Annotated in this window: 24 protein-coding genes and 1 pseudogene; 21 read left to right on the top strand and 4 right to left on the bottom strand. The window is 51.8% G+C overall.

The features are described 5' to 3' along the window. Positions 1-118: 118 nt before the first annotated feature. The 4 genes from ACN0YN_RS09170 to ACN0YN_RS09155 all read left to right on the top strand — a co-directional run bounded on the left by ACN0YN_RS09170 (position 119) and on the right by ACN0YN_RS09155 (position 3,103). Positions 119-982: a UbiA-like polyprenyltransferase gene (locus ACN0YN_RS09170; RefSeq protein ID WP_417384698.1), complete on the top strand. Its 864-nt coding sequence runs from the start codon at positions 119-121 to the stop codon at positions 980-982. A 108-nt stretch (positions 983-1,090) separates the two neighbouring features. Further along, positions 1,091-2,236 carry an aminofutalosine synthase MqnE gene (gene mqnE, locus ACN0YN_RS09165; protein WP_417384697.1) on the top strand — a complete coding sequence of 382 codons (1,146 nt, stop codon included), beginning with the start codon at positions 1,091-1,093 and terminating at the stop codon, positions 2,234-2,236. A gap of 30 nt (positions 2,237-2,266) precedes the next feature. Continuing rightward, a complete protein-coding gene (locus tag ACN0YN_RS09160) occupies positions 2,267-2,680 on the top strand; it encodes a VOC family protein (protein ID WP_417384696.1) in 414 nt (137 codons plus the stop codon). Positions 2,681-2,914: 234 nt separating this feature from the next. Continuing rightward, entirely contained in the window at positions 2,915-3,103 is a 189-nt protein-coding gene (locus ACN0YN_RS09155; protein ID WP_002647089.1) for a hypothetical protein, read from the top strand. Here the strand turns inward: ACN0YN_RS09155 and ACN0YN_RS09150 are convergent. Continuing rightward, positions 3,100-5,121, bottom strand: coding sequence for a hypothetical protein (locus tag ACN0YN_RS09150; RefSeq protein ID WP_417384695.1), 2,022 nt, complete (start codon positions 5,119-5,121; stop codon positions 3,100-3,102). The genes ACN0YN_RS09155 and ACN0YN_RS09150 overlap by 4 nt on opposite strands. Positions 5,122-5,308: 187 nt before the next feature. Continuing rightward, positions 5,309-5,635, bottom strand: coding sequence for a thioredoxin (gene trxA, locus ACN0YN_RS09145; RefSeq protein ID WP_002647087.1), 327 nt, complete (start codon positions 5,633-5,635; stop codon positions 5,309-5,311). A 383-nt stretch (positions 5,636-6,018) separates the two neighbouring features. Here trxA and ACN0YN_RS09140 point away from each other — a divergent pair, with 383 nt between their 5' ends. Next, positions 6,019-6,939, top strand: coding sequence for a hypothetical protein (locus ACN0YN_RS09140; protein ID WP_417384694.1), 921 nt, complete (start codon positions 6,019-6,021; stop codon positions 6,937-6,939). 43 nt (positions 6,940-6,982) lie between these two features. Next, the gene (gene purN, locus ACN0YN_RS09135; RefSeq protein WP_417384693.1) at positions 6,983-7,636 is read left to right on the top strand and encodes a phosphoribosylglycinamide formyltransferase; all 654 of its coding nucleotides are present in this window, start codon (positions 6,983-6,985) and stop codon (positions 7,634-7,636) included. A gap of 14 nt (positions 7,637-7,650) precedes the next feature. On the opposite strand, the gene ACN0YN_RS09130 is transcribed toward purN, so the two are convergent. After that, positions 7,651-9,048: a multicopper oxidase domain-containing protein gene (locus ACN0YN_RS09130; protein WP_417384692.1), complete on the bottom strand. Its 1,398-nt coding sequence runs from the start codon at positions 9,046-9,048 to the stop codon at positions 7,651-7,653. 55 nt (positions 9,049-9,103) lie between these two features. Further along, positions 9,104-10,609: a TolC family protein gene (locus ACN0YN_RS09125; protein ID WP_417384691.1), complete on the bottom strand. Its 1,506-nt coding sequence runs from the start codon at positions 10,607-10,609 to the stop codon at positions 9,104-9,106. Between the two features lie 462 nt (positions 10,610-11,071). On the opposite strand from ACN0YN_RS09125, the pseudogene ACN0YN_RS09120 reads away from it, so the two are divergent. The 15 genes and pseudogenes from ACN0YN_RS09120 to ACN0YN_RS09050 all read left to right on the top strand — a co-directional run. Then, positions 11,072-11,239, top strand: a pseudogene (locus ACN0YN_RS09120) (DeoR family transcriptional regulator); the annotation flags it as partial. 51 nt (positions 11,240-11,290) lie between these two features. Further along, positions 11,291-11,833 (top strand): DeoR/GlpR family DNA-binding transcription regulator, encoded by a 543-nt coding sequence (locus ACN0YN_RS09115; protein ID WP_417384997.1) that lies wholly within the window; start codon positions 11,291-11,293, stop codon positions 11,831-11,833. 51 nt (positions 11,834-11,884) lie between these two features. Continuing rightward, the gene (gene pduL, locus ACN0YN_RS09110; protein WP_417384690.1) at positions 11,885-12,592 is read left to right on the top strand and encodes a phosphate propanoyltransferase; all 708 of its coding nucleotides are present in this window, start codon (positions 11,885-11,887) and stop codon (positions 12,590-12,592) included. A gap of 141 nt (positions 12,593-12,733) precedes the next feature. Continuing rightward, positions 12,734-13,030: a BMC domain-containing protein gene (locus tag ACN0YN_RS09105; protein WP_002647079.1), complete on the top strand. Its 297-nt coding sequence runs from the start codon at positions 12,734-12,736 to the stop codon at positions 13,028-13,030. Between the two features lie 137 nt (positions 13,031-13,167). Further along, positions 13,168-13,437 (top strand): BMC domain-containing protein, encoded by a 270-nt coding sequence (locus ACN0YN_RS09100; protein WP_278443936.1) that lies wholly within the window; start codon positions 13,168-13,170, stop codon positions 13,435-13,437. 97 nt (positions 13,438-13,534) lie between these two features. Beyond that, positions 13,535-14,725, top strand: coding sequence for an acetate/propionate family kinase (locus ACN0YN_RS09095; protein WP_417384689.1), 1,191 nt, complete (start codon positions 13,535-13,537; stop codon positions 14,723-14,725). Between the two features lie 50 nt (positions 14,726-14,775). Beyond that, complete coding sequence (locus ACN0YN_RS09090) at positions 14,776-15,087, top strand: EutN/CcmL family microcompartment protein (protein WP_417384688.1); 312 nt, start codon at positions 14,776-14,778, stop codon at positions 15,085-15,087. A gap of 26 nt (positions 15,088-15,113) precedes the next feature. Further along, positions 15,114-15,632 carry a hypothetical protein gene (locus ACN0YN_RS09085; RefSeq protein WP_417384687.1) on the top strand — a complete coding sequence of 173 codons (519 nt, stop codon included), beginning with the start codon at positions 15,114-15,116 and terminating at the stop codon, positions 15,630-15,632. Positions 15,633-15,701: 69 nt separating this feature from the next. Continuing rightward, positions 15,702-17,132 carry an aldehyde dehydrogenase EutE gene (locus tag ACN0YN_RS09080; protein ID WP_417384686.1) on the top strand — a complete coding sequence of 477 codons (1,431 nt, stop codon included), beginning with the start codon at positions 15,702-15,704 and terminating at the stop codon, positions 17,130-17,132. A gap of 39 nt (positions 17,133-17,171) precedes the next feature. Further along, the gene (locus ACN0YN_RS09075) at positions 17,172-17,447 is read left to right on the top strand and encodes a EutN/CcmL family microcompartment protein (protein ID WP_417384685.1); all 276 of its coding nucleotides are present in this window, start codon (positions 17,172-17,174) and stop codon (positions 17,445-17,447) included. Positions 17,448-17,463: 16 nt separating this feature from the next. Further along, positions 17,464-18,135, top strand: coding sequence for a hypothetical protein (locus ACN0YN_RS09070; protein ID WP_417384684.1), 672 nt, complete (start codon positions 17,464-17,466; stop codon positions 18,133-18,135). 20 nt (positions 18,136-18,155) lie between these two features. Further along, entirely contained in the window at positions 18,156-18,452 is a 297-nt protein-coding gene (locus ACN0YN_RS09065; RefSeq protein ID WP_417384683.1) for a EutN/CcmL family microcompartment protein, read from the top strand. Positions 18,453-18,518: 66 nt separating this feature from the next. Then, on the top strand, positions 18,519-19,409 hold the full coding sequence (locus ACN0YN_RS09060) for a class II aldolase/adducin family protein (protein WP_417384682.1): 891 nt from the start codon (positions 18,519-18,521) through the stop codon (positions 19,407-19,409). A gap of 60 nt (positions 19,410-19,469) precedes the next feature. Then, the gene (locus tag ACN0YN_RS09055) at positions 19,470-20,402 is read left to right on the top strand and encodes a malate dehydrogenase (RefSeq protein ID WP_417384681.1); all 933 of its coding nucleotides are present in this window, start codon (positions 19,470-19,472) and stop codon (positions 20,400-20,402) included. 68 nt (positions 20,403-20,470) lie between these two features. Beyond that, entirely contained in the window at positions 20,471-21,688 is a 1,218-nt protein-coding gene (locus ACN0YN_RS09050; protein ID WP_417384680.1) for a hypothetical protein, read from the top strand. Positions 21,689-21,752 lie beyond the last annotated feature (64 nt).

The raw sequence follows: 21,752 nt of genomic DNA, 5'->3' as shown, positions 1-21,752 counted from the left end.
ATAGTTTCAGCAGGCTCTGGGTTGGGTGTCCTCTCCCCATCCGCTAAGATACAGCGTATACTGCGTGCTTCCATCCTGCCCGGCGGGATCTTTTCCAACTGTTAACCGGATCTATGTAATGCTGGCCCGACTGCGCCTTCTTCTGGAACTGATTCGTTTCAGCCATACGATTTTTGCTCTCCCGTTTGCCCTCTTATCAGCGGTTCTGGCCTGGCGGGGACAGCCGGTTCGCTGGCAGGAACTGGTAGGAATTCTGCTCTGTATGCTGTTTGCCCGTTCCGCAGCCATGGCGTTCAATCGACTCGTTGACCGCGAGATCGATGCACGAAACCCGCGAACCCAAAGCCGCCATCTCCCTGCCGGCCTGCTCAGTGTCCGCACGGTCACAATATTTACGATCCTGACCTCACTGGCCTTTATCGCGTCGACGCTCCTGTTTCTGCCCAATCGCTGGCCCCTGTATCTTTCGATCCCTGTGCTGCTGTTTCTGCTGGGATATTCCTATGCGAAACGCTTCACCATTTTCTGTCATTACTGGCTTTCCACTGCCCTGATGCTCTCCCCCATCGCAGCCTGGATCGCCATTCGCGGCAGCCTGTCGCTGGAACCACTGTTGCTGGGAGCCGTCGTCTTTTTCTGGGTAGGCGGATTCGACATCATCTACGCTTGTCAGGATGTCCATTTCGATCAGGAGACCAGACTGTCCAGTATTCCCTCACGCTGGGGGATCAGAAAAGCGTTGCGATTTGCCATGTTCAGTCATTTCATGACGATCGTCTGCCTGTTCAGCCTCTGGTATGTTGCAGCGTTGGGAATCCCCTTTTTAATTGCGGTATTCGCAGTCGCCGGACTCCTGGTTTATGAACACATGCTGGTTAATCCGGATGATCTGGGACGCGTTAATCTGGCCTTTTTTCATGTGAACGCCGTCATCAGTATTGGATTGTTCTTTGTGGGATTGATTGACGTCTGGCTCGCATAAGCGTCTCTGAAACGCAATAATAGAAGCAATCTTGCATTGAGTGGTCTTCGCGACCGCCAGATACTGAATCTGATATTCCCACAGCGAAAAGAATCAACAGTAAGTCTGATGAATCTGAATCAAAACGAACAGGAACTACTGGATACCATCACCCGCAAAGTCGACGCGGGAGAACGCATCACCTTTGATGAAGGCGTTTTTCTGGATGAGAAAGTCGACATTCTGACACTGGGTGATCTGGCCAACCGCATCCGCGAACGCAAAAACGGCAACTTCGCATTCTATAACACCAACATTCATTTGAATCCCACGAATGTTTGTGTTTATCGCTGCAAGTTCTGCGCATTCCGGGCAGACCTGAAATCACCCCGCGGCTACACGTTCACCGAAGAGATGATCCGCGAACGCGTTCAGGAAGCGCGCAGCACCGGCGCGACTGAAATTCACGTCGTCGGCGGTCTGCATCATCAGAAGAAATTTGAGTGGTATCTGGATGTAGTCCGCACCATTCATGACGAATACCCGGAGCTGCATATCAAAGCCTGGACTCCCGTGGAAATCAACTGGTTCAGCTTCATGACCAAAAAGCCGGTCCGCTGGGTACTGGAACAGATGATGGAAGCCGGCCTCTCCAGTATGCCGGGCGGCGGCGCGGAAATCTTTCATCCCGAAATTCGCGAACAGATCTGCGAACATAAGGCGGACGCGGAGAGCTGGTTCGAAATTCATCGCGAAGCACATAACCTGGGTCTGCGCAGTAATGCCACCATTCTGTACGGACACTATGAGCAGGCAAAGCACCGCGTCGATCACCTCTGTCGCCTGCGGGAACTGCAGGACGAAACAGGTGGATTCCAGACGTTCATCCCGCTGGCCTTCCATCCCGAAAATACGGGAATGTCCGAAATCAAGAAGCCATCCGGCCTGATGGACCTGAAAGTGATCGCATTGTCACGGATCATGCTCGATAACTTTGATCACATCAAAGCCTACTGGATCATGCTCGGTGAGAAGACCGCACAAACCGCGTTGAGCTTCGGTGCAGACGACCTGGATGGCACCGTTGTCCATGAACTCATCTATCATGATGCCGGCGCCAAAACCCCCGAAGGCCTGACGGTCGAACAGTTACACCGGCTTATTGAAGAGGCCGGACGTATTCCTGTCGAACGCGATACGCTCTACAGGCACATCGTCCGCGATGGTGCTAACTGGAGTGTCGGCGAACCGATTATGGCTTCCGCCGCATCCTGATTCACTTCAATACGGGAGAGAAAGCGACTCATGAGTGATTCTGCCCTGACTGAAAATCTGAAAGTCCAGTCTTTTGATCACATCACACTGGTGGTCAAGGATCTGGAAGCATCCCGCCAGTTCTATGTCGATTTTCTTGGCATGGACCATGTTCCGCGCCCCGCGTTTACATTCGACGGACACTGGTTTCAGATTGGTAATCAGCAGATCCACCTGATCCTGGAGCACGATCAGTCGGGCAGGGCAGGCAATGCCAACCCGGAACAGAATACGCGTACGCATCACTTTGCCTTTCAGGTGGCCGATGCAAAACAGGCTTACGAAAAAGCAGTCGAGCAGGGGATTCGCATCGTTTCTCCCCCTAAATCCCGACCGGACGGTGCCACGCAGACATTCGTCAACGACCCGGACGGACATATTATTGAGCTCTGTTCGCTCTCCTGAACTGCTGATTATCGGCATTGTGCCGGTTTTATTGAGCTGATTATGAGATCCAGAGTCTTTCAAGTCAGGACAAAAAACCTGCGGGAGAATCGACTGGAATTTACACCAGACAATACGCTATACTTAGGAAAACAGAGCTCACACGGGGTCTGATTTATTTACTGAAAGTGCAGCTCAGACGTACATCCTTAAATCATACAGCTTCAGCATGAGTAGAGAGGGACGGGAATCGCCATGGCGGATGCACCCAAAAAAATGATTATGGGCTCAATGGCCGTATCCGGAATCGTGGCATTACTCGCACTCGTAGACATTGCCATGGGAATCCCCTTCCGGGGCAGTACCATGATGGACATCATGTTTCTGATCTCTGCCGGGCTGGTCCTGTTCCTTTGTTGGGATGCCTGGAAGGATCTGCGTTAATCCCGCGGATCCAGAATCTCTTCAATGCTTCTGGAATCGGTCTCCTGAAGATCAACTTCAGCAGGCTTCACTGCTGCACTCTGCCCCTGTGTCTGACGACTCTTTTTTGCTGCAAGCTGAATTGCGGCCCCCTGACCTACCGTCAGTTCTGTCAGTTGCTCCAGCAGATTGCGGATGATTTCTTCTGCAGAGACTTTCTCCTGCAACCAGATCTCCCGCTTCTGTCCCCAGGCGGCGTCACGCACTGCCAGTTGTTCTGCTTCAAATCGTAGTTGTTCGCTACGCTGGCGCAGTTGTTCGTCGCGCTCCGAGACCCATTCTGAAAGGTCCTGGCGTTCTTTACGGAATTCATCCCGGTGACGATGAAAGAGCTCCTGAGAATGATCGAGTTCCTGGCGTTCGACAGACAGAGATTCACGCAATTGCCGGTAATGAGCAGCCAGCGCCTCTCTGGCTTTTTCCAGTCGTTCACGCGCACCATCATCGCCTTCCGCCTGTGTCAGTTGTGCCCAGCCTTCTTCCAGCGCCAGTCGCATTTCCAGGGTACCGCGATGCGTCTCTTCGACTTCTGCCCGGAGCGTATCCAGCCGTTCGCGCCGCCGTTCCAGGTTTTCTGCATGCAGCGCCAGCATGTCGTGTTGCCGCCGCAGTTCTGATTTCTGGGCATCCCGTTCTTTCTGCCAGACCTCGTACTCGCCTGACATTCTCTGCTTCTGGTTCTGCTCATAACGTTCGACAGAACGACGCAGTTCCGCATGCAGTGACCGTTCCTTGGCCAGCGACTGTTCGCGCTGCTGTAACAGATCGCGAAAGCGATCCAGCTGTTTCATTCGCAGAATATGAATCCGCTCATTCTGCTCATGCTGCTGCTGTTGAATCTGCTGCTGGCGCTGAAACTCGTGCTGTTCTTTTTCAATCTGTTTTCGCAGTCGCAGCAGGTGATTTTCCTGAAATTTGATCCGGTTCTCGATTAAGGTTCGTTTCTGATCAAATTCTTCTTCCCGTGCACCGTATTCGCGCTGCAGATCTTCGCGTTGAATTTTGAGCTGATGTTCAATCTCTTCGGAACTGATCACAAAATCCCGCTTGCGAGCTTCCAGTGATTCCAGTTCCGCCTGGCGTTTCGACTCCCAGTCGGACTGCCGCGTTTTCAGTTCCAGTTCAAATTTTTCTTTACGTGAAGCCAGTTCGGATTCGACTTTCCGCACCGCCTCTTCATGAACTTCACGTTCCCGTTTCAGGTGGTTCAGTTCCGTCTGCTTGACTCCCTGCCACTCAGCGCGGTCATGTTCCAGTTCATGACGTTGTTCGGCCAGTGATTCGAGTACCTGCTCGCGAATCCGCTTCTGTTCGTTAAGCAGATCCAGTCGCTGTCGCTCCAGCGATTCCCGCTGTTCCGCAAATTCCTGCAGGATATGGTCCCGCATTTCTGCGCGTTCCTGCTCCAGTGTATCCTGGGCTTCGAATACCTTTTCCTGTTCGTGCTGTACAGTCTTCGCCAGTTTTTCGCATTCAACGGCTTTGCGAATCAGTTCGGTTTCTTTTTCACGAACACTGGCTTCCCGCTCGTCGTACTGTTCTTCAATCTGACCGACCCACATGCGGATTTTGCGTCGCTCGCTGTCGATTTCATTCAGTTGACTGGTGAGTGTCTGTTCGCGGCGACTGATCTCCGCAAACTGGGATTTCAGGTAATTGGCAATCTCGCCTGCCTGGGAAAGTAACTCGGCACCGGTTAACGATGCACCTGCCTCCGCAGCCCCCTGACTCTGGATCTCAGCCGCTTGCGCTGCATGCGACAGACTCTCTTCCAGTGCCTTCTGATTCTGATCGCTGAAGAAAGAGTTCTCTTCCGGCATCCCGGGTTCAGTGAAAGAATGCGGCGCATCCGCACGGCGTTCCACTCCCGGAGGACTGCTCAACGGACGTGAGTCGGCTGAGTCACTGGCAGGACGTTTGATGCCTGAAAACGGGGAGGGTGCCTGAGATTTCTGATCGGCCCGGGTCTCTTCGCTCATGCCGGGATTCCTTTCCCTGAAAAGCGTCTCGCAACGTTACTCGAATCGGGATCGAAGCTGAGGAATCCAATTCCTGAGTGCAGCATTCCATCCGGAATAACGCAAATACTCTTATGACAAAAAGGGCAGAGAAGGAGTTAAAACAACTCCTCTGCCCACTCTAAGCTCATATTACTGCAACAAGCGGTTATAACTGGCTGTCCAGCGAAGCTGCAAAGCGTTCCTTAGGAGTCACGCCGACAAACTTCTCGACAACTTCACCATTCTTGTAAAGCATGACGGTTGGGATCGCATTGATGCTGCTGGCCGAAGCAATACCGGGGTTCTCGTCTGTATTCAATTTACCGACGCGAACGCGACCTGAATAATCACTGGCAATTTCCTCAATGGTGGGCATCATCATTTTGCAGGGACCACACCAGGGAGCCCAAAAATCGACCAGGACAGGTTCAGATGCTTCCAATACTTCAGACTGGAAGTTTGCATCAGTAAACTCCAAAACATTTTCAGCCATTACTGGTTGTCTCCGTTACAATTGGATTCGATATATACTTTGAAAAAAAGCAGAGAAGATCTTCTCGACTACCCTGCAATGACATCACTTTTCGAATGGGGGATCGCTCTCACCTGTAATAATTCAAGCAATCAACAGCATTTAGTCTGCCTGCGATTGAAGGGAATTATAGAGATCCTCGGTTTTGTGTCAATGCTCTCTATCAGCAGCAGGACGCCAAAACCTCTTGTCAAATAAGGAATTACGCCCAGCATCCTATCTCGCCGCGATTTATTTTTAACCTCGACAAATCGTCGGACTCTCGACAAAATAGATCCTGCAGGCAATTGCCATAATACTGTTATATTAAAGAACTTAAAGAAGTGAAACCCTGGGAGCAGGATATGCTGTCTTACATCAGAATTTTGGGAGCCGCTGTTTGCCTGGCTGTTACGGCCTCTCAGACCTCAGTCGCAGACGAATCCCAGGCAGATCCCTTCAGACCATTTCCGGATCAACTTGCCCCATCACTGTTCAATGAAGTCAAAGATAAAGCCTTTGGCGGCGTTATGGATGAGGAGAAGGCACTCTATTATTACGTCCTCAAGCACCTGCGCGAGACCAGCCTGAAAGATCAGAAACAGGCGGCGGCTTTCAACCTGCAACAGCGCCGGTCTGAGATCAAAACTTACCGCGATCACCCCGAACGGGAATTCCCCGTCTTTCTGGATCTCTTCAAAAACAGTGACCGCTACAAAGGTCGACCCGTCACGCTCACTGGACGAGTCCGCAAACTGATCCACTATCCAGCCGCGGAAGACAACCAGTATGGGATCAAGACACTCTATGAAGCCTGGCTGTTTACCGATGACTCACAACAGAACCCAACCGTCGTCATATGCACGGAAGTCCCTCCCGCTTTAAAAGACGGACTGCCGGAAGGAACAGACGTCATTGATCACGTTACAGTGACTGGCTATCTGTTTAAAATGTACGTCTACAACGCACAAGATACATCCCGGGTCGCGCCCCTGATTCTGGCGAAACAACTGGAGTGGAACCCTCGGACCGTCGACGAACGGGGGAGCCGGTTGTTTTCACAAATTCTGGCCGGTACACTGGTCGTCCTGATCGTTGGCATCGCAATCGTCATGTGGAAAGCCAGTCAGCGTGACAAGCGATTCCGCGAAAGACGCCTGCAGAAATCTCAGACCGAAGTTGACTTCAGCCAGTTGGAATCATCGCCGGAAAAAACGCAATCGGAAAAAGCAACACCGGAAATCAAGACTTCTGAATCGAAACCGCAAGCCGATTCAGATACTTAACCGTTTCACTTGTTTCATCATTTCAAAGTATTGTTCTGACAGTATGAATTTGGACCACACTCCCGACACTTCCTCAAATCGCCCTTTGAAACTGGCCGTGCTCATCTCGGGAGGCGGCACAACCCTCACCAATTTCCTGGAGAAACGTGCTGCCGGTGAACTCAATATTGAAGTGCCACTGGTCATTGCCAGTCGACCGGACTGTGGAGGGGTCGCCAAAGCAAAGGCAGCCGGACTGCGCTGCGAGGTTGTTCGCCGCCGGGACTTTCAGGATATCAGTGAGTTCAGCACGACCATTTTTGGACTCTGTCGCGAAGTGGGTGCCGATCTGGTCACTCTGGCCGGTTATCTCTCCCTGATACATATTCCGGAAGACTTTCAACACCGCGTGATGAATATCCATCCGGCTCTCATCCCTGCATTCTGCGGGCATGGCTTTTATGGGCATAAAGTGCATGAAGCCGTCGTGGCGCGGGGCGTAAAAGTCAGCGGCTGTACGGTCCACTTCGCCGACAATGAGTACGATCACGGTCCGATCATCGGTCAGAAAACCGTTCCCGTCTCTGGAACTGACACACCGGACCAAGTCGCCGCCAATGTCTTCCAGGCGGAATGCGAGCTCTACCCGGAAATGATCCGCCTGTTCGCTGCCGGTAAAATCAAAGTCGTCGATCGTCGGACCGTGATCGAAGATTGAACAGGACCTCGCTGTTAAATTTTCTGGCTCCCCTTAGGCGGATTAAGCGGCGTGCTTGAGTTAGGCGGAATCGGCTCGTCTGTATTCATCACCTTATCGTACAGATCGGGCGGCAGTACCCGCATCACGGTAAACAATCCTTTCACCCCTTTAAACCAGCCTTCCCGCATCCCCTGGACTTCACGACGCCCATTAATTTTCCGCATGTCCTCTGTGGTCATCGGCATTGAGTAATCATCAAAAGGCAACTTCTCTCCCTCGGGGAGAACTTTCATATCCGACATGCCCTTCATCATCTGTGGATAACCGGGGACCTTAAATCCGGGGTCATCTTTTTTCTGGCGAATGATCGGCCCTACCTGTGAAACCATATGGTTCATCATGTGATGAAACATATGACAGTGCAGCACCCAGTCACCCGGATTGTTGGCTATCAGTTCCACATCACGCGACTGCGCCACACCGACAATCACCGTGTTACCGGGAATCCAGGCCGACTCAGGAATGCGTCCCCCCTCAGTCCCTGTTACCCAGAACGTATGACCGTGCAAATGCATCGGATGCTGATGGAGCGTACTGAAATTCAGAAACCGAATCCGGATTCGTTCACCCAGTTTGCAGACCAGGGGAGTGGTATAGGGACCACAGCGACCATTGATGGTCAGGAAATTCCAATCCATCGACATCGTATTCGGAATATGAGCATTAGGCAGCATCGCAAACTGCTGGGTCATCAATACGAAATCACGGTCGACCGTCGGTTCAAAGGCCTTTTTCGGATGTATGATGAAAGGGACAACCATGCCAATCGCTTCCTGCATCGCCACATGCGGATGCAGAAAATAACTCCCTTCCTGGTGCACGTCATATTCATAGACAAACGTGTGGCCCGGCTTGACCAGATCCTGTGTCACTGCGGGAATCCCATCGAAACTGATGGGAAGTTCCAGGCCGTGCGAATGCAGTGTGGTTGGCTCGGGAAGATCGTTGCGAAAGATAATCCGGATACGCTCCCCCTGGTACATTTCCAGAACCGGTCCGGGAAACTGACCGTTAAACCCATAAGCGTCCATCCAGATACCCGGCAGCACTTCCCGACGGACCGGCATCGCATGCAGATGGAATTCGCGTGCACCATTCACGATTTTTCCCCAGGTCGTTTTCAGATCCGGTGCGGTCACATTCACAGGTGCCTGGCCTGCTACCCTGAAGCCTGGTACCAGCTTTCCCCGATCCGTGGGACTGCCGATGGGACCTCCCAGCCCCGGATGCATCCGCGGAAAAGTATCGTCCTGAGACTGAGTAGTGCCCGTTTCAGCTGCCTTGCCCCTCGCAGCGCTACCAGCAAACAGTCCAGCCGTTGCAACTGCACCATGCTTCAGAAAATCCCGACGATCGTTCGGTGAACCCATTGGTAAACCTCTTTCCTTGATTCCTGTTTCATACTTTCAGTAGAGCATGCATCTATTATCGTGGTTTCGGTACCGCATCGATGTGTCCGCCAGACATGGGAGCAGCGGGAACTTCCAGCCCCCCTGTCAGCAGCATGCCTCGAATCGCAATTTCGCTCTCATGATACTGCAACTGGCTCATGATGTACTCTGCCTGCAGATCGTAATAAATCTTCTGTGCCATCAGCACTTCAGGCCAGGGTGCACGTCTGCGCTTATAACTTTCATGCAGCAGATCGTACGCCTCTTTCGCTTTTGGCAGCATTTCGTTCCGGTAAGTTTCCACATGCTGCCGCGATGTTCGATAATCCCGATATTTATCTGACAGCTTACTCATCAGAGATAATTCCAGACGTTTCACATTCGCCCGCGACTGATTCAGGTCGGCCAGCGCCTGATCGACGGTCCCCTGATTGCGGTCAAAAATGGGTAGCGGCAGACCTGCGGTAACTCCTGCAACATTGTTGTTGGTCTCAAAATTATGACCAAAGTCCACATTCAGCAGGACGTTCGGAATCGGCTGCACACGCTCACGCTCCACTGTGATTTCATCGTGCTGCACCTTCTCCCAGGCCGCAACAATTTCCGGACTGTTTTCCAGCAGCTGATGCATGGCCGAACTCCAGTCATATTCTTCAGTCGTCGGCTCCAGCGATCCCTTGAGTGTGGTACACTGCAGATCGGGAACTCCCACCATCGCGACCAGATCACGCCACTCCTGTTCCAGATTATTTTGTGCCGCCATCTGCTTCAAACGTGCACGATGTAAATCGACCTCCGCCTGCAACAACCCTGCCTGATTAGTCTGTCCCAGATTGAGCATCTCTTTATGCGTCTGCAGATTGTCCTCAGAGTTCGCCAGCAACTGATTGTGAACTGACACCATCTGCTGTGCAGCCAGCGTACGATAGAAGTGAATGCGTACGTCATTGAGTACCCGGGTGTACTGAGCCGATAGATTCGTTTCGGCAATACAGACCTGTTGCGTCCACTTGGCACGACTTAACTTCAGTTTGCCGCCGGTGACAAATTCCTGAGAGACAAACCCACCCTGCAGTTCCCCCGCGGTTCCATCAATGCCAATCTGATCGCTGGCATAACCCACCACCGGGTTCGGATAAAGTCCGGCCTGATACGCGGCACCGCGCGAGGCTTCCACCTGAGCCGCCGATTGAATCAATGTCGGATTATTCGCCTGAGCCAGTGATTCCAGATCACTTAATGAATAAGCTGTTTGCTGATGCGCCTCGGTCGCTCCCGAAACAGGGAGCAGGGGGATCTCGTATTCGGCAAAAGGAAGCGCTTCCGCCTGTTCGTGTGATACCTGCTTTGTTTGAGATTCCGTGGAGGCAGGGAGCTGCGAAGAGTCTGCCGTCTTGACTTTGACCGGAGAGGACTCCCGAATCGCAATCGATACGGGCTTCGACTCTCCCAGGTCGGTGACCTGTCGCTCGGGGCTGGATGCACACCCGCCAATCAATGCGGTGAATAAACCGACGGCGACGGGAAATCCGGTTTTCATCCTGCCCTCCATGAAAGATTCAACCTGCACGCCATCCTGGCGCGCTCAAAAGTGGTCTCTCAATCTTCATCGGAGAGAAATGCCTTCTAACCTGCCGACAATCACCCGAAATTGAGGACAGATATTCAGATCAACGGCAATAATCCGGGTATTCAGGACAAATGTCATTTTCGGAACCGGCTCACTCCAGCCGCTGCAGATTGACAGCATCCGGGAGAATTTCGGATTTGAGGCAGGCCTGAACTGAAATTAAGACAGATACTCTGGGGAGACTTTAATGATTTCCGTCCTAAAGTGAATATTTCCTTTAGGTAAGATGAAGTCTTTAGGAAAATCCAAAACAACTGACAGTTTTTGATTGTTTCTGAAAGTTTTTGATGGTATTTTGGATATATTGATTGAAAGTCAGCGCTTTGAGAGGCATATTCTACAGGGAACTATATCGTCTCAGGAGGAGTTTGCATGTCAATGTTGCTTGACGAAAGACGGGAAAGCATATTAAAGATAGTCGAAAACAAGGGTTTTGTCTCCCTTGTTGATTTGATGGATTCTGTGGGCGCTTCCGAATCTACCATTAGAAGGGATTTGGAGTATCTTGACGGAATCGGTCAGATCAGGCGGACCCGAGGTGGGGCTGCTTATAGTGGAGAGTCTTTAGCCACTTTTGAAGACAGGTCTTTTATGTCATCCAGGCAAAAAAGGCAGGTTGCTCAAGCAGTGGCCAACATGATCTCTCCCGGAGAGGCGGTGCTGATGGATGGAGGCACAACCACTCTGGAAGTCGCCCGGCAACTGGCGGGCAAACAGTTACAGGTCGTCACTAATTCATTACCGATCGCCAATCTGCTGGTCAATCAGCCAGAGATTGACCTGATGCTGATCGGAGGATTTCTGTTTCCCAAAACAGGGGTCGCATTAGGGAAGACCGCTGTGGAATCACTGAAAAGTGTCCATGTCCGACGACTGATTATCAGTGTCGGGGGAATCACAGAAGGCGGACTCTATAACAGCAACATGCTGTTAGTCGAAACAGAACAGCAGATGTTTGAAGCAGCAGAAGAAGTGATTGTGGTAACAGACAGTACCAAGTTCGGACACTCGGCTCTCGCTTATCTGTGTCCATTGGACACGGTCGACCACATCGTCGTGGATGACGGCATCACCGAAGAATGGAAAGACGTCATTCGCAAGGCAGGCATCGAACTCACAGTCGTCGAAACATAATTCATCCCTTTCTGAAGTCATTACCAAATCAAAAAATTGAGATCCGATATTATGACACAACTTACCAATTCCATCTCACGCTCGCAGGTAGAACAACTGGTTCGTCAGGCTTTATCACAACAACTGGGGGGAGCTGCTTCAGCACCTCAGACCGCTCCTAACCCGCTGGTCGTCAACATCTCTGCCCGGCACATCCATCTTTCAGAAGAACATCTGGAAGTCCTGTTCGGCAAAGGTGCCCAGCTGGAAGTCCAGAAAGATCTCTACCAGGAAGGTTACTTCGCAGCGACTCAAACAGTCGCCGTCGTGGGCCCCCGCCGTCGCATGATTCCGAATGTACGCGTCCTGGGTCCCTGCCGTGGCGATACTCAGGTCGAACTCGCGTTTACCGATACCATCTCACTGGGTCTCGATGTCCCCATTCGCATCAGCGGTGATCTCAAAGGTACCCCCGGCTGCGTACTGATGGGTCCCAAAGGAGTTGTTGAACTGGAATTCGGCGTAATCCGAGCTGCCCGCCACGTGCATATGTCGCCCGCTGACTGTGCTTACTATGGCTGCTCCAACGGCGATAACCTGCACCTGCGAATTGAATCCGCTGGTTGCACAACCGTCCTAGAAGATGTTGTCGTCCGCGAAAATCCCGATGTCAAACTCGAAGTTCACATCGACACCGATGAAGGCAACGCCGTCGACCTCGACCATGCCACTTCAGTGAAACTCTATGTGCCTGAAGGCTGCAAATGCAAACACAGCTGATCTGAAAATGATCGGCAACAGATTCATCTGCAAATACAGACAGATGACATCTTGAAACCCTGTCGCAGAACCAGATTTCCGATTCTGCAGAAACAACAAACTGTTTTTTTTCTTAACACTCTCTAAAAGGAGAATTGACTCATGGCGAAAGCAATGGAAGCCCTGGGAATGGTGGAAACAAAAGGGCTGATCAGCCTGATTGAAGCCGCCGATGCAATGTTGAAAGCAGCCAATGTCCAGATGATTGGCTGGGAAAAAGTTGGTAGCGGCCTGGTTACAGGTTTTGTCGTCGGTGATGTTGCCGCTGTGAAAGCAGCTGTTGACGCCGGTGCTGCTGCTGCCAGCAAAGTTGGTGAAGTTGTGAGCGTTCAGGTTATCCCACGTCCTCACGAAGAACTCGCCAGCGTTCTGCCCAAGACTGCTGCCAAGAAATCCTAATCGGGTTATGAACCTTGACGGCTGACATTCCTGAACCTGATCGTACCGACGATGAACATAACCAGTTGACGTTCAACTGGGATGCAGATTCAGGCAATTCAGCTCAACCCATCACAACTAAAATAATCGAGGACAAAATGAGTTCTGAAGCCATTGGTTTAATTGAAACAAAAGGTCTGGTTGCTCAAATCGAAGCTTCCGACGCCATGCTGAAAGCTGCCAACGTGACTCTGGTTGACCAGATCCAGATTGGTGGTGCCTACATCACAACCGTGATTCAGGGAGATATCGGATCAGTTCGCGCTGCTGTTGACGCTGGTGCTGCTGCCGCTTCTCAAATCGGAGAACTGGTTGGCGCTCACGTGATCGCACGCCCCTCCGAAAGCCTGATGTCAAACTTTATGTAAGACGCATACTGTTGGTTCTTCCCGCTGTTCTACGTGTGAGCAACGGGGAAATGGAAGTCGAAACACCAGTCCTTAAGTCACAGAATGGATTCCTGCAATGAAAGTACTTGTTGCCAATTTAGGTTCCACCAGTTTCAAATATCGCCTGTTCGATATGCCCGCCGAGGTGCAGCTTGCCCGCGGAGGCATCGATCGCATTGGCGGGGAACAGAGTCATTGTTTCGTCGAAATTGGTTCGCATCGGGAAGAGCACGAACAGAACGTGCCCGACCATGCGGCTGCCGTCAATTTGTGTCTGTCGCAATTAACCAACTCCGAATGGGGTTGTCTTGATTCTGCAGATGAAGTGGCCGGTATTGGTTTCAAAGCAGTCTTTGCCGGTAACATGAGTGGCGTACGACTGGTCGATGAAGCGTTGCTGACCAAAATGGAGGCGCTGGCAGATATTGCACCTGCTCATAACCCTCCTTATGCCCGGGCCATGCGACAACTGCGTCAGGCATTCCCTGAAATCCCGCTGGTTGCCGCACTGGAAACCGCCTTCCATGAAACCATCGCTCCTGAAAATCGTGCTTATGCCATTCCCCATGAATGGCAGGAAGAGTACGAAGTCCAGCGCTGGGGGTTTCATGGTGCCAGTCATCGGTATATCGGCTCTCGTATGGCCGAACTCACCGGAAAAGACGACTTGAAGGTTATTTCCTGCCACCTGGGAGGCAGTAGCTCTTTATGTGCCATCGAAGGTGGTGTCTCCCGAGCCAACAGTCTGGGAATGAGCCCTCAGACAGGATTGCCTCACAATAATCGTGTTGGTGATTTTGACCCGTTTGCTTTGCCGGTTCTGATTAAGGCCACCGGGAAATCCCTGGCGGAACTTCTGGAAGACCTGTCGAGCAAAGGAGGCTTACTGGGCATGAGCGGATTGAGTGGTGACTGTCGCGATCTGGAAGAAGCGGCCGCTAACGGACACAAACGGGCACAGCTTGCCCTGGGCGTGTTCCACTCAGCCATTCGTCAATACCTGGGAGCTTACATGACGGTCCTGGGGGGTGTGGATGCGATTGTTTTCACGGGTGGAATCGGTGAGAACAGTGTCAGCTTAAGAGAAAAAGTCTGCAGCAACCTGGAATGGGCGGGAATTCGTCTGGATTCTGAAAAGAACAAATCGGCTTCGCATGAAGCACAGATCCAGGCGGACGACAGCAAAGTACAGATCTGGGTTGTGCCTACGAATGAGGAGATTGTAGTAGGCAGGCAGACCGTGGAAGTCATTGAAGGGCGTTCGTAACGCCTGGAGAATACAGTTATCCCTTAGAGGATTTTACAGGAGTTGGTTCGATGTTTATAGGACGCATAACCGGCAGTGTTGTTTCGTCTCAGAAAGTCGAAACGATGGTCGGTCAGAAACTGCTGATTGTCGAACCGTTGCGCGTCAACGAAAAAGACCAGAGTGATCTGACTCCCACCGGACGATCGTTTATCGTCGTCGATACAGTGGGAGCAGGGCAGGGGGAAGTCGTATTGTGTGTGCAGGGCTCATCGGCCCGCTTCACACCTGAGACCAAAACACTGCCCATCGATGCTGCCATCATCGGCATTGTCGATCAGGTTCACATTGGTCCGAAAGAAATATTTAACTCGAAGGATTGAATTTCGATCAGTTCCGGAAGCACAACATGTCACGCGAATTACCACAAATCACTCTGCAACAGCGACAAATGATGATGACCGTCATCTGGCTCGCATTGATCATGGGTGTAGTGACATTCGGAATTGTTGTGACTTTTATCGGACTGAAAGAAGAGCCGGGGAAGGGATTACCAGTCATTACTTATCTGGGAATGGGCCTGGCGGCACTGATGCTGGTGCTGCGAATGTTTCTTCCCAACATGATTGCCCGGAATCAGTTTAAACAGGCAATGCAGGAAGCGAGAAAAGAGGGGAATCAGGATGAAGAACAGATGCTGGGAATATTTTATCAGATCTTTATGGTGCGACTGATTATCGGACTGGCGTTACTGGAAGGTGCCGCCATGCTCAATCTCGTTGCCGTAATGGTAGAAAACCAGCCGCTGGCTTTCATCCCGGTCGTAATTTTACTGCTGGTCATGATTGCCTCAATGCCCACGAAATCAAAACTGGACGGATGGATTCGCAACCAGATGGAAAACTATAACCTGGAACACCAAAACTGAATTTTACAGACTGAGTCAGCAGCATTGAGTTTTCGATTCAATGCCGGATCACTCGGGGAGAAATAAATTATGCAGGCGACTGAAGAAGCCATTCGTAGTGTCGTACAGGAAGTGTTATCACAACTTAATAATAAAGGCGGTTATGGTTCCGCTTCCGCCACCACACAAACGGATGGCGACTGGGGTGTCTTCCAGAGCGTCGACCAGGCCGTTGCTGCTGCCACCGCCGGACAGAAGCAACTGCTGAGCGCCTCACTGGCTGATCGGGCCAAGGCGTTGGAAATCGTACGGCAGATCTGTTCCACCCAGGCCGATGAACTCGGTCGCATGGAAATGGAAGAGACCAAAATCGGTCGCCTCGATCATAAAATCGAAAAACTGCATCTGATCAAAAATATTCCCGGTATGGAATTCCTCAAAACGGAAGCTGTTTCCGGAGACTACGGTGTCAGCCTCACTGAATATGCCCCGTTCGGCGTCATCGGTGCGATCACTCCAGTGACCCACTCGCTGCCGACACTGGCCTGTAACTTTATCAACATGGTCGCTGCCGGTAATACACTGGTCGTCAACCCGCACCCCAGCGGTGCGAAAATCGCCTGCGAAGGGGTTCGCCGCTTCAACCGCGCCATTTACCAGGCAACCGGACTGCAGAACCTGGTGACCATCGTCGGAAATCCGACTCTGGAAACTGCTGACGAAATCTTCAATCACCGCGGTATTCCGCTGCTCGTCGTCACCGGGGGACCAGGTGTCGCTCGTGCGGCCCTTGCTGCCAAGAAACGGGCCATCGTCGCCGGTCCGGGAAATCCTCCCGTGGTCGTCGATGAAACCGCCGACATTGAAAACGCAGCCAAATCAATCATCATCGGAGCAGCCTACGACAACAACCTGCTCTGCATTGGCGAAAAAGAAGTCTTCGCCGTCGACAGTATTTTCGACCAGTTGATGTCAGCGATGGGCCGTCATGGCGGATTCCAGCTGAACGCACAGCAGGTCGCACAACTCACATCGCTGGCCTTTGCTCCTCCCAAAGAACCGGGTGGACACGCGATCCTCAACCGCGACATGATCGGCAAAGACGCCGCTGTACTCGCCGGGATGATCGGCGTCAGCGTGCCGGCAGGAACCCAATTACTTTACGGCGAAACGGATACGAACAACCCGTTCGTACCTGAAGAGCAGATGATGCCCTTCGTGCCTTTTGTTCGCTGTCGCAATGCGGATCACGGAATCGAGCTGGCCAAAGAATTCGAACACGGATTCCGGCACACCAGCATGATTCACTCACGCAATATTGAAACAATCACCAAAATGGGTCGCATCATGGATACGACTCTGTTCGTACAGAATGGTCCCTGTGGAGCCGCTTTGGGTAATGGTGGTGAAGGGTATGCATCCTTCAGTATCGCGACACCAACCGGAGAAGGGGTCACCAACCCGCTGACCTTCACCCGCTTCCGTCGTTCCACAACCGTCGGACATTTACGAGTTATTTAAGTTAAGTTGAGCGAATTACCGCTTCAGGATTGAAATCATATGTTGACAGGACAGGTCATAGGACGGGCAACCGCAACGGCAAAACATCCCAGTCTTGCCGGCTGGCGATTATTGCTGGTCCAGACTCTGGACATTCAGGGCAACGCAGATGGATTTCCTGAACTGGTCATCGATCGCCTGGGATGTGGCAAAGGGGATATCGTCCTGCTGACATCCGATGGCGCAGCCGTCCGGGAGATGGTCGGAACTGATAATACTCCCATCCGCTGGGCCACCATGGGCGTCATTGACCGCGAATCATCGCAAACAAAATAAAGTGAATTACTGAGTCATGCAGTTTTCTGAAGAATTAGTCAACCAGGTCGTTGCCAATGTACTGTCGACCCTCTCCCGCCAGGGACAGGTCGCGCAGCACACCGGCACTGCCTCTTCTGATGCTTCAGTCGTACTCACAGACAAAGTCATAACAGCAGATTTACTGGCAGCAAAAGTGAAGGGGCAGACAGCCGTCGGCATTGCCGCGGGGGCTATCCTGACACCGACTGCCAAAGATTATTTACGACAGAATCAGATCAGCGTGCATCGTACTTCGACCTCAGCTGCTTCCACAAAGCAGGGGGCAAAGTGGCGGGCCATTGTGCTCTCACATTCGCCGGCGGTGGAAAATGCCCTGACTGATCTGGAACAACAGACTGGTTCACGCTGGTCGCTGGAATTAAGTACGTCTCTGGCTGACTCTGTGCAGGATGCGATCAGCAGCCTGTGCCGTGCTGACGCCGCAGGAGTGGTTCTGTTTGCCTCGATGGCTGAAAAAGCAGCCTGCCTGGCAAATCGAAATCAGAAAATCCGTGCGGCAGCAGTACAGGATGTGAATCACTTAAGAGAAGTGATCTCGCAGCTGGGACCGAATCTGATCTGCGTGAATCCGAAACAGAAATCGTTTATCGAACTCAGAAACCTGATCAAAACATTCGTCAAAGCAGGCGTTCCTCAGGAAAAGTAACCTGCCGAAAGTAAAGAATTATGAAAATCGCAGAAGTCATCGGAAAAGTGACCTTGTCTCGCAGGCATCCCAGTCTGGATGGTGCCCGCTGGCTGGTTGCGATTCCACTGAAAAGCGATGAACTGAATTCAAAGAAACTGAATTCAAAGAAGAAGAAAAAAACGGAACCTTTTGTCATTTACGATGAGCTGGGTGCCTCACCTGGCTGCCAGATTGCAGTCAGCGAAGGAGCAGAAGCAGCCGCTCCCTTTCATCCTGATGTGAAACCGATTGACGCTTACGTGTCAGCGATTCTCGATCAGGTTGAAGTTTACTAAGACAAGTTTGAAATTTAATCCCCTAACTGAAATCACATATTTTTATTAACGTTTGGAGCTAATACCATGTCAAATCAATGGAACAGTGGAATTCATGATCGGAAGCTGAAAGAAGAAATCTGCGAAATCGGACGTCGCGTCTACAACAAAGGATTCGCAGCAGCCAACGACGGAAACATTTCCATTCGCGTCGGCGAAAACGAAGTGCTCTGCTCTCCTACGATGATCTGCAAAGGCTTCATGAAACCAGACGACATCTGTGCCGTCGACCTGGACGGAAACCAGATTGCCGGTACACGCAAACGCACCAGTGAAATCCTGTTGCACCTGGCGATCATGAAAGAACGTCCGGATGTCAAAGCCGTTGTGCACTGCCATCCTCCTCACGCAACCGCTTTCGCTGTGGCCCGCGAGCCGATTCCTCAGTGTGTACTGCCTGAAGTGGAAGTCTTCATGGGTGAAGTTCCTATGGCTCCTTACGAAACACCAGGCGGACAGAAATTCGCCGACACGGTTGTGCCGTTCCTCAAAGGGGGCACAAACACCATCATCCTGACCGGGCACGGCACCGTGACCTTTGGTAAATCACTGGAAGATGCATACTGGAAAACAGAAATCCTGGATGCTTACTGCAACATTCTGCTGCTTTCCAAGCAACTGGGTCGCGTGACTTACTTCACCGAAAACGAAACCCGGGAACTGCTCGACCTGAAGAAGAAACTTGGATTTGATGATCCTCGTTTCCATGTCGAAGACTGTGACCTGTGTGGAAACAGCGCATTTCGTGATGGTTATAAAGAGGGGCTGCCTCAGCAGAAATCATTCGAACCTGCTCCCAGCTATCCCGGATACCTGTCGAAACCTTCGACACAGGCAACACCGACAACCGGCAACGGAGACTCAGATCAGTTAATCAAAGCGATTACTGATCAGGTCATGTCGGCTCTGGGTAAATAATCCCTGTGTCATCAAATTTATAAAATACGCATCACATCGTCATATAGAAAAGATATTAACATGAATGTCAGTATTATCGGTGGTGGCGGGCTCGTAGGCTCCTGTGCCGCCTTTGCTTTACAGGCCGGAGGCATCGTCCGGGAAATCGCTCTGGTAGACGTGAATCAGGATCTGGTCGAAGGCCAGGCACTGGACCTGCTGCATGGCAGTTCCTTAACCGCCGATCAGAAAATCTACGCTGGCGGCACTGAACTGGTGAAAGACAGCGATGTCATCGTGATCACCGCCGGTCTGCGACGGAAACCGGATGAAAGCCGCCTGGATCTGATCAACCGGAACGTGGCTCTGTTCAAAAACATTCTGGAAGATGTGAAACGTGTCGGTACCAAACCGGGAGCGATTGTTTTCGTCGTATCCAATCCGGTCGACGTGCTCACCTATCTGGCAATGAAAGAACTCGGACTGCCACCACAACAGGTCATCGGCCTGGGTACAGTTCTGGATACGACCCGTCTCCGCAGCATGCTGGCTGCCCGACTCGACGTGCCTCCGACTCAGGTTTCAACCCTGATTCTGGGTGAGCATGGCGACAGCATGGTTCCGATCTGGTCTGCTGCTCAAATTGGCGGACTGCCACTCGAAAAGTTCCCAGGCTGCAATCCCAGCCTGATTGCCGAAGTCGAAAAGAAAACACGTGGCAGTGGAGCCGAAGTCATCAAGAAAAAAGGGGGAGCCGGTTTTGCTGTCGGCGTGAGCATCGCGGATGTCGTGCATTGCATCGCCCTCGATCAGCGTCGCATTCTGCCGGTCTCTTCACTGCAGAATGGTGCTTTCGGTTTGCGAGATGTCTGCATTTCCGTTCCGACCGTAATGGGTCGCTCCGGTGTCATGCAGCACCTGGAAATCGAACTCTGGCCGAAAGAACAGCTGGCACTGACCCAGTCCGGAAAAGTGCTGCGGGAAACCGTGGATAAAGTGCTTGGCGGCATCTAAGCCGGAATTGACACCTTGAGTTTTGTTGCGTTCAGTCTAGTTGCGTTTTGTTTTGAAATGATTGTCTGATGGAAAAATCACTCGACAGGAAGCTGAAGTCGATTCACGCGGACCCCACCGGTTCCAAAGAGTTTATTATCGCGGATGCGAAAGACGCCGACATGGCGTTTGGAATTGGTGCTCCGGGTCTGTCACCGGAACGGCATGATCAGGAACTCAAATACAAAACGCTGGCAGAATACCGGGAACAGATCCGGGAAGTGATCAAGCAGGAAGTGGTCGACATCGTGCTGATGTCGGCCAGTACCAGCGAGAAACTGACGATCGACGAACGCCTGTTCGACAATTCGCCAATCACTCCCGCTGCCAGGGCCAACGACACAACCGACGTGCATGTGCCTCGCGGTGGTAAAATCCATCTGGCTCCTGCGAAACCATTTCGTTCGGCCAGCCTGGATCACATTCAATGTGGTCACCTCGATTGTTCTCCTGAAGAACGCGCCTATGGTGCTGACCTGGGTCTTTACTCAGTAACCTTTAATAATAATCTCGAAGAGGACCTGGCGACTCTCGAACGGTACAAAGAATTTCGGGAAGAAGCCGAACGCAAAAAGTTCCGTCACTTCCTGGAAATTTTTGATCCCAATATCAGTAATGCGGTCGCTGCTGACCTTGCTCCCGGATTTATCAATGACCTGATTGCCCGCACTTTAGCCGGCGTGGCATCGGCAGGACGCCCCACCTTTTTGAAGATGGTTTATCATGGTCCCCGGGCGATGGAAGAACTGGTCGCCTACGATCCACATCTGATTGTGGGAATTCTGGGCGGTTCCGCAGGAACGACTCTGGATGCGTTCCAGCTGATCTACGATGCCAAAAAGTATGGTGGTCGTGTGGCTTTGTTTGGACGCAAGATCAACCAGGCCGAACATCAGCTGGCATTCATTCAATTCCTGCGTTACCTGGTCGAAGACAAAATCCAGCCGGTCGAAGCGGTCAAAGCCTATCATGGCGTACTCCAGGAGTTGGGCATCAAACCAACGCGTGAACTGGAAGTCGACCTGACTTATCAGACCGCAGTCATGAGCTACGGGGGAGAAGACGGCAAAACGTTCAGCTTTCCGGCACAGAAGACAGACAGCAAACCGGCTGCCAGCAGTTCAAAAACAACGACAGCCAGTCAAGCTGCGACAAACGGTAAGGGAACCCCAGATTTCGCTGCGATGAGCTCTGCAGAGAAGCTGGCTTACCACCAGGCACGATTAAACCGCATGTTTGGTGAATAACTCTTACTGCTGTAAGTTGAGACATCATATCCAGCGGCTTAGAATACAAGACTTGTTATTCCAG

Source organism: Gimesia sp. (assembly GCF_048260065.1).
GTDB lineage: Bacteria > Planctomycetota > Planctomycetia > Planctomycetales > Planctomycetaceae > Gimesia.
Note: the sequence above shows the minus strand (reverse complement) of the source record. Positions and strands in the feature narration are given on the sequence as shown.